This is a genomic window from Streptomyces sp. JJ38 (assembly GCF_019303475.1).
Taxonomy (GTDB): domain Bacteria; phylum Actinomycetota; class Actinomycetes; order Streptomycetales; family Streptomycetaceae; genus Streptomyces.
The window spans coordinates 1-14,908 of the sequence record NZ_JABLSI010000063.1 but is presented as its reverse complement, the minus strand read 5'-3'; the positions used below and the strand labels follow the sequence as shown (position 1 = coordinate 14,908).

Here is a 14,908-nt window from a genome sequence, read left to right as displayed (position 1 = left end):
TCGGGCCACGGGGCGTCGCGGCACCGCGACCGCGGGCGGTCGCGGAAATCGGCGAGCCCGCACGGCCGGGCTCCGGCACAATGCCCGGCATGAGCGATCAGACCCCGGGCGCCCCGGACTTCCTCACCAAGCCCACCCTCACCGGGGAAACGGTCCTCCTCCGCCCCGTCACCGAAGACGACGTACCGGCGCTGACGCCGATGTTCCGGGACGCCGAGCTGGCCCGGCTGACCGGCAGCCACGCCGGGGACACCTTCGACGAGCCGTGGCTGCGCCGCTGGTACGCCTCCCGTGACGAGCAGGACGGCCGCGTCGACCTGGCCGTCGTCGAGCGGGCGACGGGGAACGTCGTCGGCGAGGCGGTGCTCAACGAGTACGACCGGGGCAACGAGAGCTGCAACTTCCGCATCGCCCTCGTCCCCCACGGCCACGGGCGCGGCCTGGGCACGGAAGCGACCCGGCTGATCGTCGGCCACGCTTTCGAGCAACTCGGGCTGCACCGTGTCTCGCTGGAGGTCTACGCGTTCAACCCGCGGGCCCGGCGCGTCTACGAGAAGGTCGGGTTCGTCGCCGAGGGCGTGCTGCGCGACGCGCTGCTGTGGGAGGGCGCGCGCGTGGACGCGACGCTGATGTCGATCCTCGCCCCTGAGTGGTTCCGGCACCGCGGGAACCCCCGGGGACGTGTCGCTAAAGTGCCGTGAAGGGCCACCGCGGCGCGGCGGGCGGCGGGCGGGGCTACCGCGGGACGGTCAGGCGGCGGGCGGCCCTGGTTGTCGAGGTGGCGGCGGACGGTCGGTCAGGCGTCGGCGTCGGCGTCGACTTCGGGGTCGACTTCGGGGTGCGTGAACCGCACGGGCTTGCCCAGCGACCGGGCGTAGGCGATTTCGGCCCGGGTGCTGTCTCCGATGTAGTCGCCGACGACGAGCACCTCGTCAGCGAGCCGGATCTTCGCCCGGTGCAGAGCGTCGAGTCGGACCTTCAGCTCCTCGGCCTCGACGGGATCGGACCACAGTTCGTGCGGCGACTTCAGGTCACAGCCCGGTTTGACGACGATCCCCCCGGCTTTGGTCTCCCGCAGATCGGCCTCGCTCATCTCGGCCATGAAGCGGGTGGAGCCGCAGATCGCGACGATACGCGGGAGGCTCAACAGCTTCTTCGCGTCGGCGAGCCTCTCCTCGGGGGTGAGCAGTCGCGGGTACGACACCGGTTCCTCCTGGTGGTGTGGTCCAAGGGGTGCCTGCGGAGACGAGAACGACGGCGTCCAGGACCGTGGTGTGACGAACCACGTGGACACCCTCGCGATGGCACCCTAGGCGAGGGCCGACGTGGCCAACACCGGCTTCGTCCACGCCGTGTACGGGCCGGACGGCCCCGGCGGCGGGAAGGGCGTCAGCCGCACGGGGCCGCAGGGGCTGCGCGTGCTGCTGGGCGAGGACGGCGTACTGACGGTGGGGTCCCGGGACTTCACCCGCGACAGGCTGATCCGCCGCCTGGCCCTCTGACCACCGCGTCCTGCACCCCTTACCGACGGATGAGGCCGAGGTCGGTGGCGGCGGCGACGGCGGCCGTGCGGGAGGTGACGCCGAGCTTGGCGTAGACGCGGGCGAGGTGGGACTTCACGGTGCCCTCGGTGAGGTGGAGCCGGGCGCTGACGGCCTGGTTGGACAGGCCCTCGGCGACGAGGGCGAGCACCTCGGTCTCCCGCCGGGTGAGCGTCGCGCCGGGGGTGCGCAGGCGGTGCATGAGCCGGTCGGCGACGGAGGAGGCCAGCGTCGTACGGCCGGCCGCGGCGGTGCGCACGGCCGCGGCCAGCTCCTCCGGCGGCGCGTCCTTGAGCAGGTAGCCGGTGGCACCGGCCTCGATCGCGGGCAGGGTGTCGGCGTCGGTCGCGTAGGTCGTGACGATCAGCACCCGCGGGGCGTCCCGCCGGGCGGTGATGGCGGCGGTGGCCTGGGCGCCGTTCATGCCGCCCTTGAACTGGAGGTCCATCACGACGACGTCGATGTCGCCCAGGGCCGCCCGCTCGACGGCCTCCTCGGCGGTGGCCGCCTCGGCCACGACGACGAGGCCGGGTTCCGTCTCCAGCACCGCACGCAGCCCGGCGCGGACGACGGGGTGGTCGTCGGCCAGGAGCAGGCGGACGGGGGCCGGGCCACCGGTCGGGGGACCGCCCGTCGGGGGACCGCCGGTCGGGGGACCGCCCGTCGGCGGACCGCCGGTCACGGGCGGGCCTCCGGCGCGGTACGCGGGAGGCGGGCGGTCAGGGCGGTGCCCTCGCCGGGGGCGGACCGGACGGTGAGGGTGCCGCCCAGGGCCGTCATCCGGGCCCGCATGGCGGACAGGCCGTAACCGCCGCCGACCGGGTCGGGGGCGGGCGGGGCGTCGGGGTCGAAGCCGGTGCCGTCGTCGACGACGTCCACCGTGACCTCGTCACCCCGGTAGCCGAGGGTGACGTCGACCGTCCCGGCGTCGGCGTGCTGGACGGTGTTGGCCAGGGCCGACTGGACGACGCGGAGCAGCGCGACCTCGTGCGCGGTGGGGAGCCGCTCCGGAGTGCCGGTCACGAGCAGGCCCGCGGTGACGGGGTGCCGGGCCGAGGTGGTGGCGCAGAGGCGTTCCAGGGCCCCGGCGAGGGTGGTCCCGTCGAGGGTGGGCGAGGTGAGGGCGGCGATGAACCGGCGGGCCTCGGCGAGGTTGTCCACGGCGGCCTGGCGGGCCTGCCCCAGGTAGCCGGCGGCGCTCGTAGGCCGCCCGGGGAGGGCGCGCTCGGCCGCGGTGAGCAGCAGCTGGATGCTGGAGAATCCCTGGGCGAGGGTGTCGTGGATCTCCCGGGCCAGCCGCTCGCGTTCGGCCAGCACCCCGGCGGTGTGCTGGGCGGCGGCGAGGTCCGCCCGCGTGGCGGTGAGCTCCTCGATCAGCCGGCGGCGCTGCTCGCTCTCCCGGTACAGGGCCTGGTAGCCCCAGACGACGGCGACGGCCACCGCGGCGCCGAGGACGGGGCCGAGGGCCATGGCCACGGTGAAGCCGCCGCGGTGGGCGGCGAAGGCGGCGACGGCCGCGAGCGCGGTGGCCGGTACGGCGACGAGCGCGGCCCGGCGCGGCAGCAGGTGGAGCAGGAGGAAGTAGAGCGGGAAGGCCACCCACACGCCCTCGGGGGACAGGGTCAGCAGGGCCAGCCACGAGGCGCACACGGCGGCGAGCCACCAGCGGGCGGCCCGCCGGGAGCCGCGGGCCCCGGCCTGGGCCCGGACGCGGCGGGCGAGCAGGGGGCCCGCCGCGTAGCCGAGCCCGGCCGCGAGCGCGACGGCGACCACCGCACCGGCCCGGGGCCCGCCCTCCGCCACGGCACGGGCGGCGGCCAGGCCGAGCAGCCCGAGGACGAGCAGGTGCAGGCACCAGCCCAGGGTTCTCGCGGTCGGCCCGGGCACCAGGACGGGCACGGGGCCGGTAGCCGGGCCAGGAGTCGGACCGGGACCGGCGGCGGGCGCTGAGGCGGGGCCGGCGGTGGGCGTCGGACCGGGACCGGGGGCGGGCGCTGAGGCGGGGGCGGCGGCGTTCACAGTGCCTCCAGCGTAGGGAACCGATCCGCGGGCGGCCTCTATCGATAGGGGGAAGCGGCCAGCGGTCTTCCGATCCGGGAAGTGCGGTCCTGCGCGCGATGCCGGGCCCCGGGTGGAGGAGCGACGGTGGTGGCACCCCCTTCCGCCGTCGTGAGAGGCAGGCACCGCCGCCGTGTTCGTCGCCGTCAGAGACCTGAGGTTCGCCAGGGGACGCTTCGCCTTGATGGGAACCGTCATCGTCCTGATCACCCTGCTCGTCGGGCTGTTGTCGGGGCTGACGGCGGGGCTGGGCCGGGAGAACGTCTCCGCGGTCACCGGGCTGCCCGCCGACCGGCTCGCCTTCGCGGCGCCCGGGGAGGGGCAGGGGCTCTCGTACGCGGAGTCGGTCGTGACGGCCGGGCAGTGGCGGCGCTGGGCGGAGGCCGAGGGCATAGAGAGCGCCGAGCCGTTGGGCATCGCCATGACCTCGGCGACGGTGGGGGCCCGCACGGTGGGGGTGGCCGCGTTCGGGGTGCGTCCCGGCTCCGGGCTCGCCCCGGGCGGCGACCGGCTCGACGCCGGTACGGCGGTGCTGTCGACCGCCGCCGCCGAGGAGCTGGGGGCCGGCCCCGGCGCCGCCGTCACCCTCGCCGGGCGGCGGCTGACCGTCGCCGCCGTGCGCGGTGACGCCTCCTTCAGCCACGCCCCGGTCGTGTGGCTCACCCTCGACGCGTGGCAGGGGGTGGCGCCCGACGGTTCGGCGGGGAGCCCGACGGCCACCGTCATCGCCCTGGACACCGGCCCCGGCGCCGACCTCCGGGCCGTCGACGCGGCGGCCGGGACGCGGACCGTCACCCCGGACGACTCGCTGTCCGCGATCGGCTCGTACGCGGCCGAGAACGGCTCCCTGCAGCTGATGCGGGGCTTCCTGTTCGTCATCTCCGCCCTCGTCGTGGGCGCGTTCTTCGCGGTGTGGACCGTCCAGCGGGCGGGCGACGTAGCGGTGCTGAAGGCCCTGGGCGCCTCCACGGCCGGGCTGCTGCGCGACGCGCTCGGGCAGGCCCTCGTGCTGCTGGTCGGCGGCACGCTGCTGGGCACCGGGGGCGCGGTCGCTGTCGGCGCCCTTCTCGCCGGGAACGGCGCGGTGCCGTTCGTCCTCACTCCGGCCACCGTGCTGCCGCCCGCGGCCGTGCTGGTCGCGCTCGGCCTGCTCGGGGCGGCCGTCTCCGTCCGCCGCATCACCTCCGTCGACCCGCTGATCGCCCTGGGGAGCGCCCGATGAGCCTGCGCCTGACCGACGTCACCCTCAGCTACCCGGACGGTGACGCCCGGCTGACCGCGCTCGACCGGGTCTCGCTCGACGTGCCCGGTGGCGGCCTCACCGCCGTCGTCGGGCCGTCCGGCTCCGGGAAGTCGAGCCTGCTGGCCGTCGCGGCGACGCTCGTCACCCCGGACTCGGGCACCGTCACCGTGGACGGCGTCACCACGGCGGGCCTGCCCCGCCGCGAGCTCGCCCGGCTGCGGCGCCGCCGGCTCGGCCTCGTCTTCCAGCAGCCCAACCTCCTGCCCGCGCTCACGGCGCTCGAACAGCTCCAGGTCATGGCCGGGATCGACGGCCGCTCCCCCGCCCGGGCACGCGGGCGGGCGCTGGAGCTGCTGGACGCGGTGGGCCTCGCCGAGCAGGCCGGGCGCCGCCCGCACCGGCTCTCCGGGGGGCAGCGGCAGCGGGTCGGCATCGCCCGGGCGCTCATGAACGAGCCCACCGTGCTGCTGGTCGACGAGCCGACCAGCGCGCTCGACCACGAGCGCGGGGCGGCCGTCGTCGCGCTGCTGGCCCGGCTCACCCGGGAGCGGGGCACGGCGACGGTCCTCGTGACGCACGACCGTACCCACCTGGCCTCCGCCGACCGGATCGCCCACCTCCGCGACGGCCGCCTCACCCTCGGCGAGGCCGCCGTCGCGGAGAAAGCGGGCGGGGCGGCGTGAGAGTGCGGCGCTCGCGGGTACTGCCCATGAGGTAGGCGCCCGCGAAGGGTGGAACACCAGCCCAGCACGACGCGCCGACGCCGGTCGAGGCGCGGCGGCGGCCGGGAGCGGCGATGACCTCCGAGCAGCCCCAGTCCGAACACGTGTCCATTCCCACCGACGGGTCCGCGATCCCCGGGGACCTGGCGGTACCGCCGGGCGCCCCGAGCCTGGTGCTGTTCGCCCACGGCAGCGGCAGCTCCCGGCACAGTCCGCGCAACCGGGCGGTGGCCGCGGCGCTCCAGGGCGCCGGGCTCGGCACGCTGCTGATGGACCTGCTGACGGGCGCGGAGGAGCGGGTGGACGTGGTCACCGCGCGCCACCGGTTCGACATCCCGCTGCTCGGGCAACGGCTCGTGGACGTCCTGGACTGGCTGGGCGGGCGTCCCGACACGGCGGCCCTGCCGGTGGGCCTGTTCGGCGCGAGCACCGGGGCCGGAGCGGCGCTGGTGGCCGCGGCCGAGCGGCCGGACCGGGTCCGCACCGTCGTCTCGCGCGGTGGCCGGCCGGATCTGGCCGGGGACGCGCTGGAGCGGGTGCGGGCGCCCGTGCTGCTGATCGTCGGCGGCCGGGACCGGGAGGTGCTCCGGCTGAACCGGGAGGCGGCCGTGCGACTGCGGGCCCCGCACCGCGAGCACGTCGTCCCCGGTGCCACGCACCTCTTCGAGGAACCCGGGGCGCTGGACGAGGTGGCCGACGCGGCCCGGGACTGGTTCCTCGGCGCCGGAGTACCCGGTTCCGGCGGGGCCTGAGGCCCGGAGGAAGGGTTCCCCGAGGACGACGATGAGGACGAGGAGGCTCTGCGCATGCGGTTCCGCGACCATCGGCACGCGGGGCGGGAGCTGGCCGCCCGGCTGGTGACCTGGGCGGACGACCTCGGGGTGACCGATCCCGTGGTGCTGGCCCTGCCGCGCGGGGGCGTTCCCGTGGCCGCGGAGGTCGCGGCGGCGCTGCGGGCGCCCCTGGACGTCGTCGTGGCCCGGAAGATCGGCGCGCCCGGCCACCGCGAGCTCGGTGTCGGGGCCATCGCCGGTGAGGGGGCTCCGCTGTACGACGGGGAGACGCTGGCGATGCTGGGCCTGAACCCGGACGGGCTCGCCCCCGTGGTGGCCCGGGAGCGGGTGGAGCTGCGCCGCCGGGAGGAGCTGTACCGGCGCGGGAGGCCCGCGCCGGACATCGCGGGCCGCACGGTGATCGTCGTCGACGACGGGCTCGCGACGGGGGTGACGGCACGCGCCGCCCTCCAGTACCTGCGCGCGCTGGGCCCGGAGCGGCTGGTGCTGGCGGTGCCGGTGTGCGCCCCGCAGAGCGCCCCCGTGGTCGAGCGGGAGGCCGACGACCTGGTGTGTCTGCACCAGCCGCAGTCGTTCCGGGCCGTCGGGCAGTGGTACGACGACTTCGCCCAGGTCACGGACGACGAGGTCATCGCCACCCTCGACCGCTTCTGACGCCGGGCCCGCCGCTCCCTCGGGGGCGCTCCCTCGGGGCGCTCCCTCGGGGCGCTCCCTCAGGGGCGCTCCCCCAGGCGTCGCCCCTTCAGCGGCCGCTCACGGATACACCCAGCCGAACGAGCGGTACCGGCGGCGCTTGCGGCGGCGCGCGTACCACTGGGCGGCCAGCACCCCGGGGACGATCAGGCTCACCCCGACGCAGAGCACCGTCACCTCGACGAGCGCCCCGAGGTTGTCGTAGGCGAGGTCCGCGTCGCCGTGGACCGTGTCCCCCACGGCGAGCCCCGCGCCCCGCACGACGTGGCCCTCGCCGGTGCCGCCGCCCGGGAAGCGCCAGCTGGCCGCGCAGAAGGACGGAGACACGGACGGCGGCTCGGCCGGGCAGTCCTCGACCCCGGTGACGACGGCCTCACGGACGGTGAAGACCCGCGCCGGAGCCCAGTCGAAGAGCGAGGAGACGGCCAGGGCGACCACGGCTCCGAAGAGGAGCATGGAGACGACGTACACCCGCCGGCGGGGCGGTGCGGGCAAGGGCGTGCTCGCGGCGTCCACGAGCTCCTCGGCGGCGCCCACACGCCCCAGCGTGCCTTCCGTCATACGAAGCCCCCTCGCCCTCCACCCCGGTGGACCACGCTAGGAAGTCGGCAGACCGCTCACAAGACGGCATGGAGGCACGCGGCGCGCGCGTCGGCACAGGTGGCCGGTGCCGGTGTCGGCCTCAGGGCGGAACCCGCGAGCCGCGGCCCACACGGCCCGTACCGCCCCCCGCGACGGCGCGGACGCGGTGCCCGGGGGGGGTGGACGGCACCGGGGGCTGCACCAACGGGTCCCGGAGGGACACGCCGATGCAGCTCCCGGAGGCTCCCCCGTGCCCCCTCTGCTACCCCCGTTGCGGGGAGGTCCGCGTCGAGTCGTCGCGTCGCTCCCACACCTCAGATGGTGTCCCGGCCGGGGGTTCGAGGAAACTGTGCTGGGCATGCACGATCTGGAAATGCGGAAACCCACAGGTGGTCGATATGTGTGAAGAAGCGGACGAAGGGGGCTCACCCGAACCGGGGGCTCCCTGTGAGCCCGGGCTCGCCGCCTACCGGGAGGCCCTCGCGGGCGGAACGGTGTCCGGCCGCGTCCCCGACTGTCTGCTGCGTCTCGGCCTTCTCGTGCCCCACGAGGAGAAGCCCGGCGTGTTCACACCCGTCCCGCCCTACCTGGCCGCCCACCGGCTCTCCCAGCCCGTCGAGCAGTCCATCACGAGCGGGCGGCAGCGGCTGGCCGCCCTACAGGACTCCTTCGCCGACGTGCGCGCCCTGTGGGACCAGGAGGTGCGTGAATCGCTGGCCCCGGTGCGAGTGTTGCACGGGCAGCAGGTGATCGTCGGCGTCGTGCGGCAGCGCGGGGACTCCTGCCGCACCGAGTTCTGCTACGCACAGCCGCAGGCGCCGCGCCCGCCCGAGGTCCTCAAGCGCAACCTCGCCCCCACGCTCGGGCTGCTCGAACGCGGCGTCCGGGTGCGCGGGCTGTACCAGCACTCGGTGCGCGCCCACGAGCCGACGCTGGAGTTCATGGCCGAAGTGCAGCGCCACGGCGGCGAGTTCCGCACCCTTGACGAGCTGTTCGACCGCGTCTATCTCTTCGACCGGTCCTTCGCCCTCATCCCCGACCACACCGCCGAGCCGGGCGCCCGCGGCCTGGCCATCGAGCACCCCGGGGTCGTCGGCTTCGTCGCCGACGTCTTCGACCACGCCTGGCAGCGCGCCGAGCCCGTCGACTTCGACACCCCGCGGGGCCGCCCGGAGCCACTGACCGACGCCAAGCAGCTCACGGTGCTGCGGCTCATGGTGGAGGGCCACACGGACACGGCCGTCGCCGCCCGGCTGGGCATGAGCACCCGCACCGTCGCCAACCACGTGCGCCGCGCGGCCGAGGAGTACGGCAGCCGCAGCCGGGCCCAGCTCGCCTACCTGCTCGCGAAGTCCGGCCGCCTCGACTAGGGGTGCCCCGCACGCGCTCGGGAGGTCTGCGCCTGAGGCGCGGGGTCGGCAGGCGCGCCCCCCGGCGCCGGGCACCCCTCTGGGCGCCGGGCACCCCTGGGCACGGGGTGCCGGGCACCCCACGTCGCGGTCCGCGGGCGCGTCGGGGTCGCCCGCGCAGTTCCCCGCGCCGCCGCGGGGCACGATACTCACCAGCATGAACACACGAAGACCGCCGCTGGGTCAGCGGCTGGCCGCGTGGAGATGGGCGGTACCGGCCACGGGGACCGGCCTCGTCCTCGGCACGACGGTCGCCACCTGGTGGGCCGTCGGCGACCTGAGCACCGGCGCCACCTTCTCCTTCTCCTCGTCCTACGTCGAGCCCCTCGTCACCAGCACGGCGGCGCAGCACACCCTCGGCGTGGCGGCCCTGGTCACACTCGCCCTCTCGGTCGCGCTCCGCTCGGCGCTGGTGCGCTGGCGCGGGTACGACCCGTTCTGGTGGTCCGTTCTGATGCCGCTGCTGCTGGCCGGGGTGATCGGCGGGTGGAGCTGGCGCGTGCTGACGATGACGACCTCCAGCATCAACCTGCTGGTCGGATTCGTCGTGTACCTGGTGCTGCCGTTCCTCGGCGCCCTCGTTCTGGGGACCGCGCTGCGCGCCGCGGTCCTGCTGCGCCGTCGTCACCGCGCGGCCGCGGACCGGGCGGTGACGACGGGCGGATGAACCAGGCGGGTTGACGGGGGCGGGCGCCCCCGTCGGCCGTCAGTCGTCGGACTCCAGCTCGCCCTCGGCCTCCAGGAACGCCGTGCGCAGCGCCTCCAGGGTGGCCGCGTCCGGCTTGGCCCACATACCCCGGGACTCGGCCTCCAGCAGGCGCTCGGCGATGCCGTGCAGCGCCCAGGGGTTGGCGTCCTGGAGGAACGCGCGGTTCTCCGGGTCCAGGACGTACGTCTGGGCGAGCTTGTCGTACATCCAGTCGGCCACGACGCCCGTGGTCGCGTCGTAGCCGAACAGGTAGTCCACCGTCGCGGCGAGTTCGAAAGCGCCCTTGTAGCCGTGGCGGCGCATCGCCTCGATCCACTTCGGGTTGACGACGCGGGCGCGGAAGACGCGGGACGTCTCCTCGACCAGGCTGCGGGTGCGGACGGTCTCGGGGCGCGTCGAGTCGCCGATGTACGCGGCCGGGGCCGTGCCCTTGAGCGCCCGGACCGCGGCGACCATGCCGCCGTGGTACTGGAAGTAGTCGTCCGAGTCGGCGATGTCGTGCTCGCGGGTGTCGGTGTTCTTCGCCGCGACCTCGATGCGCCGGTAGGCGCTCTCCATCTCCGCGCGCGCCGAGCGGCCCTCGAGCCCGCGCCCGTAGGCGTAGCCGCCCCAGACGGTGTAGACCTCGGCGAGGTCGGCGTCGGTGCGCCAGTCGCGGGAGTCGATGAGCTGGAGCAGGCCCGCGCCGTAGGTGCCGGGGCGGGAGCCGAAGATGCGCGTGGTGGCGCGGCGCTCGTCGCCGTGCTCGGCCAGGTCGGCCTGGGTGTGGGCGCGCACGTGGTTCCGCTCGTGCGGCTCGTCCAGCGACGCGGCCAGCCGGACGGCGTCGTCCAGCAGCCCGATGACGTGCGGGAACGCGTCACGGAAGAAGCCCGAGATGCGCAGCGTCACGTCGATGCGGGGGCGGCCCAGTTCCTCCAGCGGCACCGGCTCCAGGCCGGTGACGCGGCGGGACGCCTCGTCCCACACCGGGCGGACACCGAGCAGGGCCAGCGCCTCGGCGACGTCGTCACCGGCCGTACGCATGGCGCTCGTGCCCCACAGGGACAGGCCGACGGACGTGGGCCAGGCGCCGGTCTCGTCCCGGTAGCGCTCCGCCAGGGACTCGGCGAGCGCCTGGCCGGTCTCCCAGGCGAGCCGCGAGGGCACGGCCTTGGGGTCGACCGAGTAGAAGTTGCGGCCGGTCGGCAGAACGTTGACCAGGCCGCGCAGCGGCGATCCCGACGGGCCCGCGGGGACGAAGCCGCCGGCCAGCGCGTGGACGACGTGGTCCAGTTCGGCGGTCGTCCCGGCCAGCCGGGGCACGACCTCGCGGGCGGCGAACTCCAGAACGGCGGCGACCTGTTCCCCGTGGCCCTCGGCCACGCGCGGCACGGCGGCGAGGTCCCAGCCGGCGTCCTCCATGGCCTGCACCAGGGCGCGGGCCTGCTCCTCGGCGGCGTCGGCCGAGACCCGGGTGGCCGCGGACTCGTCCAGGCCGAGGGCCTCGCGCAGCCCGGGCAGGGCGGTGGTGCCGCCCCAGATCTGCCGCGCCCGCAGGACGGCGAGGACCAGGTTGACGCGCTCGGGGCCGGTCGGGGCGCCGCCCAGCACGTGCAGGCCGTCGCGGATCTGGGCGTCCTTCACCTCGCACAGCCAGCCGTCGACGTGCAGCAGGAAGTCGTCGAAGCCGTCGTCGTCCGGGCGCTCCTCCAGGCCGAGGTCGTGGTCGAGCCGGGCGGCCTGGATGAGGGTCCAGATCTGCGCGCGGATGGCGGGCAGCTTCGCCGGGTCCATGGCGGAGATCTGCGCGTACTCGTCCAGGTGCTGTTCGAGCCGCGCGATGTCGCCGTAGGAGTCGGCGCGGGCCATCGGCGGGACGAGGTGGTCGACGAGGGTGGCGTGCACGCGGCGCTTGGCCTGGGTGCCCTCGCCCGGGTCGTTGACGAGGAACGGGTAGACCAGCGGCAGGTCGCCCAGGGCCGCGTCCGGACCGCAGGCGGCGGACAGGCCCGCGTTCTTGCCCGGCAGCCACTCCAGGTTGCCGTGCTTGCCGAGGTGGACCATCGCGTGCGCGCCGAAGCCGCCGTCCTCGGCCGGCGAGGCCATCCAGCGGTAGGCGGCCAGGTAGTGGTGGGAGGGCGGCAGGTCGGGGTCGTGGTAGATCGCGACCGGGTTCTCACCGAAGCCGCGCGGCGGCTGGATGACGATGAGCAGATTGCCGCGGCGCAGCGCGGCCAGCACGATGTCGCCCTCCGGATTGCGGCTCTCGTCGACGAACATCGTGCCCGGCGCCGGGCCCCAGTGCTCCTCGACGGCCTCCCGCAGCTCGGCGGGCAGGGTGGCGAACCAGCGCTTGTAGTCGGCGGCCGGGATGCGCACCGGGTTGCGGGCCAGCTGCTCCTCGGTCAGCCAGTCCTGGTCGTGGCCGCCGGCCTCGATGAGGGCGCGGATCAACTCGTCGCCGTCGCCCGACTCCAGGCCCGGCACCTCCTCGGTGCCGAAGTCGTACCCCTCCTCGCGCAGACGGCGCAGCAGCTCGACGGCGCTGGCCGGGGTGTCCAGGCCGACCGCGTTGCCGATCCGGGAGTGCTTGGTCGGGTAGGCGGACAGCACGAGCGCGAGCTTCTTCTCCGCCGGCGGCACATGCCGCAGCCGCGCGTACCGGACGGCCGTCCCGGCCACCCGCGCCGCGCGCTCCGGGTCGGGGACGTAGGCGGGCAGGCCGTCGGCGTCGATCTCCTTGAAGGAGAACGGCACGGTGATGAGCCGCCCGTCGAACTCGGGCACCGCGATCTGGCTGGCGGCGTCGAGCGGGGAGACGCCCTCGTCGTTCTCCTCCCAGTCGGCCCGGGAGGAGGTCAGGCACAGCGCCTGGAGGACGGGCACGTCCAGCTGGGTGAGGGCCCCGGCGTCCCAGGACTCGTCGTCCCCGCCCGCCGAGGCCTCCGCCGGTCGGGTACCGCCCGCGGCCAGCACGGTGGTGACGATCGCGTCGGCGCCGCGCAGGGCGTCGATCAGCTCCGGCTCGGGCGCGCGCAGTGAGGCCACGTACAGCGGCAGCGGGCGGCCCCCGGCGTCCTCGATCGCCCCGCACAGGGCGTCGACGAAGCCGGTGTTGCCGCTCATGTGGTGGGCGCGGTAGTAGAGGACGGCGACGGTGGGCCCGGTCACGTCGGCGCGGGCCTCCCGCTCCAGCGGGCCCCAGGTCGGGGCGGGCGCGGGCGGCTCGAAGCCGTGCCCGGTGAGCAGCACCGTGTCGGACAGGAAGCGGGCGAGCTGCTCCAGGTTCGCCGGGCCGCCGTGCGCGAGGTAGGCGTGCGCCTCGGCGGCGATGCCGACGGGCACCGTGGAGGCGGCCATGAGCTGGGCGTCGGGCGCCTGTTCACCGGTGAGGACGACGACGGGCCGCCCCTCCGCGCGCAGCGCGTCCAGCCCGTCCTGCCAGGCCCGCACCCCGCCCAGCAGCCGGACGACGACGAGCTCGACGCCGTCGAGCAGCTCGGGCAGCTCGTCGAGGTGGAGGCGGGAGGGGTTGGCGAACCGGAACGGCACGGGCCCCCCGGCCGCACGGGCGCTCAGCAGGTCGGTGTCCGACGTCGACAGGAGAAGCAGCATGCGGCGTCCGGCCTTCCTCGGGGTGTCCGCGCCCCGGGCGGTGGGTGAATGACGGCGGGAGTTCCTGGCTCACCCGGGCCGGTGTGGCCGGGTTCACAGTGGCGGGACCGCGCCGGATTCTCACCGGGCTTCCTCCCCTGTCGCCGTCTTCGGCGAGGACGGACCGGGTGGTCCGCCGAGGAGCATCCTAAGGGCCGCCCGGGCTCCGGGGGCAGGGCCTCTGCCTCACAGCCGGGGCTCTGACCGGTCGGTATGCTCCCCCGCATGCCCAGGCCCCCCGCCCCGCCCCCGTCACCGGACGGGCCCCCTCCGCGCGAGGGCGGCGACGCCTGCCCGGGCACGTTGCGTCTGCACAGTGCGGACGACGGCCTCCTCGCCCGCGTCCGGCTGCCCGGCGGCGTGCTGACGGCACCCCAGGCCCGGGCCCTCCAAGGCGCCGCCGACCGCCTCGGCGACGGCTCGCTCCACATCACCTCCCGCGGCAACGTCCAGCTCCGCGGCCTGTCTTCGGGCTGCTCCGGACCGCTCGCCGAACGGCTCGACGCGGCCGGGCTGCTGCCCTCGGCGCGCCACGAGCGGGTCCGCAACGTCCTCGCCTCACCGCTCTCCGGCCTCGACGGCGCCGGGCATCTGTCCGTCCGGCCCTGGCTGCGGGAGCTGGACACCCTGCTGTGCACCAGCGACGCCGCGACCGCCCTCTCCGGCCGTTTCCTGTTCGCGCTCGACGACGGGCGCGGCGACGTCGCCGGGCTCGACGCCGATGTGACACTCCTCGCAGTCTCGGCCGACGCGGCGCGGCTGCTCGTGGCGGGCACGGCCGCCGCCGTCGTCCCCGCCGCCGAGGCCGCCCGGGCCGCCCTGCTCGCCGCCACGGCCTTCCTCGACCTGGCCGCCGGGAGGGGTGGCCGCGTCTGGCGGATCGCCGAACTGCCCGGCGGGCCCGGCGCCCTGGCGGCTGCCCTGCCGGGGCTCCTGCGCGACGCGGGCGTCCCGGCCACGGGCCCGGACTCCTCGGCGGCCCCGCCCACCGGCCCCGGCCCGTCCCCCGGTGTCGTCTCCGGCCCCGGCGCCCCGGTGACGCTCTCCGCGCTCGCCCCGCTCGGACTCCTCACCGGCCCCCGGTGGCGGGCCCTGCTGGACGCCGCCGAACGGGACGGCTCCGGCGAGATCCTCCTCACCCCCTGGCGCGGCGTCCTGGTCCCGGGCGTGCCCCGGCACCGGGCGGCGGCGCTGCTGGCCTCGCTGGACGCCACGGGGCTCGTCACCGACCCGGGCTCGCCCTGGATCGGGGTCGGCGCCTGCGTCGGCCGCCCCGGCTGCGCCAAGTCCCTGGCCGACGTGCGCGCCGACGCCGCCGCCGCGCTGCCCGCGGTCCCCGGGCTCCCTGTGTACTGGTCCGGCTGCGAGCGGCGCTGCGGCCGACCGCAGGGCACCCGGGTCGACGTCCTGGCGACGGGCGAGGGCTACCGCGTCACCGAGCCGGGCGCCGAGCGTCCCCGGGACGTCGCCGCCCGCCCCGCCGAGCTGGCCGCCGCCCTCGCCGCGGCCCGCGGCCACCCC

Annotated in this window: 14 protein-coding genes and 1 riboswitch; of the genes, 9 read left to right on the top strand and 5 right to left on the bottom strand. The window is 76.0% G+C overall.

The window, feature by feature from the left end; all coding sequences use genetic code 11:
* Positions 1-89 precede the first annotated feature (89 nt).
* A complete protein-coding gene (locus tag HPT28_RS24340) occupies positions 90-701 on the top strand; it encodes a GNAT family N-acetyltransferase (RefSeq protein ID WP_219093743.1) in 612 nt (203 codons plus the stop codon).
* A 95-nt stretch (positions 702-796) separates the two neighbouring features.
* Here HPT28_RS24340 and HPT28_RS24335 read toward each other — a convergent pair whose 3' ends face one another.
* Positions 797-1,204: a hypothetical protein gene (locus HPT28_RS24335; protein ID WP_219093740.1), complete on the bottom strand. Its 408-nt coding sequence runs from the start codon at positions 1,202-1,204 to the stop codon at positions 797-799.
* 121 nt (positions 1,205-1,325) lie between these two features.
* Between HPT28_RS24335 and HPT28_RS24330 the strand changes: the two genes are divergently transcribed.
* Positions 1,326-1,502, top strand: a complete 177-nt coding sequence (locus tag HPT28_RS24330) for a hypothetical protein (protein WP_219093737.1) — start codon at positions 1,326-1,328, stop codon at positions 1,500-1,502.
* A gap of 19 nt (positions 1,503-1,521) precedes the next feature.
* On the opposite strand, the gene HPT28_RS24325 is transcribed toward HPT28_RS24330, so the two are convergent.
* A complete protein-coding gene (locus HPT28_RS24325; protein ID WP_219093771.1) occupies positions 1,522-2,136 on the bottom strand; it encodes a response regulator transcription factor in 615 nt (204 codons plus the stop codon).
* Positions 2,137-2,219: 83 nt separating this feature from the next.
* Positions 2,220-3,440 (bottom strand): ATP-binding protein, encoded by a 1,221-nt coding sequence (locus HPT28_RS24320; protein ID WP_308119496.1) that lies wholly within the window; start codon positions 3,438-3,440, stop codon positions 2,220-2,222.
* A gap of 292 nt (positions 3,441-3,732) precedes the next feature.
* Between HPT28_RS24320 and HPT28_RS24315 the strand changes: the two genes are divergently transcribed.
* The 4 genes from HPT28_RS24315 (at position 3,733) to HPT28_RS24300 (ending at position 7,012) form a co-directional block, all read left to right on the top strand.
* On the top strand, positions 3,733-4,821 hold the full coding sequence (locus HPT28_RS24315; RefSeq protein ID WP_219093731.1) for an ABC transporter permease: 1,089 nt from the start codon (positions 3,733-3,735) through the stop codon (positions 4,819-4,821).
* Positions 4,818-5,525 (top strand): ABC transporter ATP-binding protein, encoded by a 708-nt coding sequence (locus HPT28_RS24310; RefSeq protein ID WP_219093728.1) that lies wholly within the window; start codon positions 4,818-4,820, stop codon positions 5,523-5,525. Before HPT28_RS24315 ends, HPT28_RS24310 begins: the two co-directional genes overlap by 4 nt.
* A gap of 113 nt (positions 5,526-5,638) precedes the next feature.
* Entirely contained in the window at positions 5,639-6,316 is a 678-nt protein-coding gene (locus tag HPT28_RS24305; protein ID WP_219093725.1) for a dienelactone hydrolase family protein, read from the top strand.
* 54 nt (positions 6,317-6,370) lie between these two features.
* Positions 6,371-7,012, top strand: coding sequence for a phosphoribosyltransferase (locus HPT28_RS24300; RefSeq protein WP_219093723.1), 642 nt, complete (start codon positions 6,371-6,373; stop codon positions 7,010-7,012).
* A gap of 99 nt (positions 7,013-7,111) precedes the next feature.
* Here HPT28_RS24300 and HPT28_RS24295 read toward each other — a convergent pair whose 3' ends face one another.
* Positions 7,112-7,612, bottom strand: a complete 501-nt coding sequence (locus tag HPT28_RS24295; RefSeq protein ID WP_219093721.1) for a hypothetical protein — start codon at positions 7,610-7,612, stop codon at positions 7,112-7,114.
* A gap of 419 nt (positions 7,613-8,031) precedes the next feature.
* On the opposite strand from HPT28_RS24295, the gene HPT28_RS24290 reads away from it, so the two are divergent.
* Together HPT28_RS24290 and HPT28_RS24285 are read left to right on the top strand one after the other, a co-directional pair.
* Positions 8,032-9,003 (top strand): LuxR C-terminal-related transcriptional regulator, encoded by a 972-nt coding sequence (locus HPT28_RS24290; RefSeq protein ID WP_219093718.1) that lies wholly within the window; start codon positions 8,032-8,034, stop codon positions 9,001-9,003.
* 196 nt (positions 9,004-9,199) lie between these two features.
* Entirely contained in the window at positions 9,200-9,709 is a 510-nt protein-coding gene (locus HPT28_RS24285; RefSeq protein WP_219093715.1) for a hypothetical protein, read from the top strand.
* 39 nt (positions 9,710-9,748) lie between these two features.
* On the opposite strand, the gene cobN is transcribed toward HPT28_RS24285, so the two are convergent.
* Positions 9,749-13,348, bottom strand: coding sequence for a cobaltochelatase subunit CobN (gene cobN, locus HPT28_RS24280; RefSeq protein ID WP_219093712.1), 3,600 nt, complete (start codon positions 13,346-13,348; stop codon positions 9,749-9,751).
* Between the two features lie 58 nt (positions 13,349-13,406).
* A riboswitch (cobalamin riboswitch) is annotated at positions 13,407-13,483 on the bottom strand.
* A 129-nt stretch (positions 13,484-13,612) separates the two neighbouring features.
* Between cobN and cobG the strand changes: the two genes are divergently transcribed.
* A partial coding sequence (gene cobG / locus HPT28_RS24275; RefSeq protein WP_257579357.1) for a precorrin-3B synthase occupies positions 13,613-14,908 on the top strand: 1,296 nt, incomplete at its 3' end.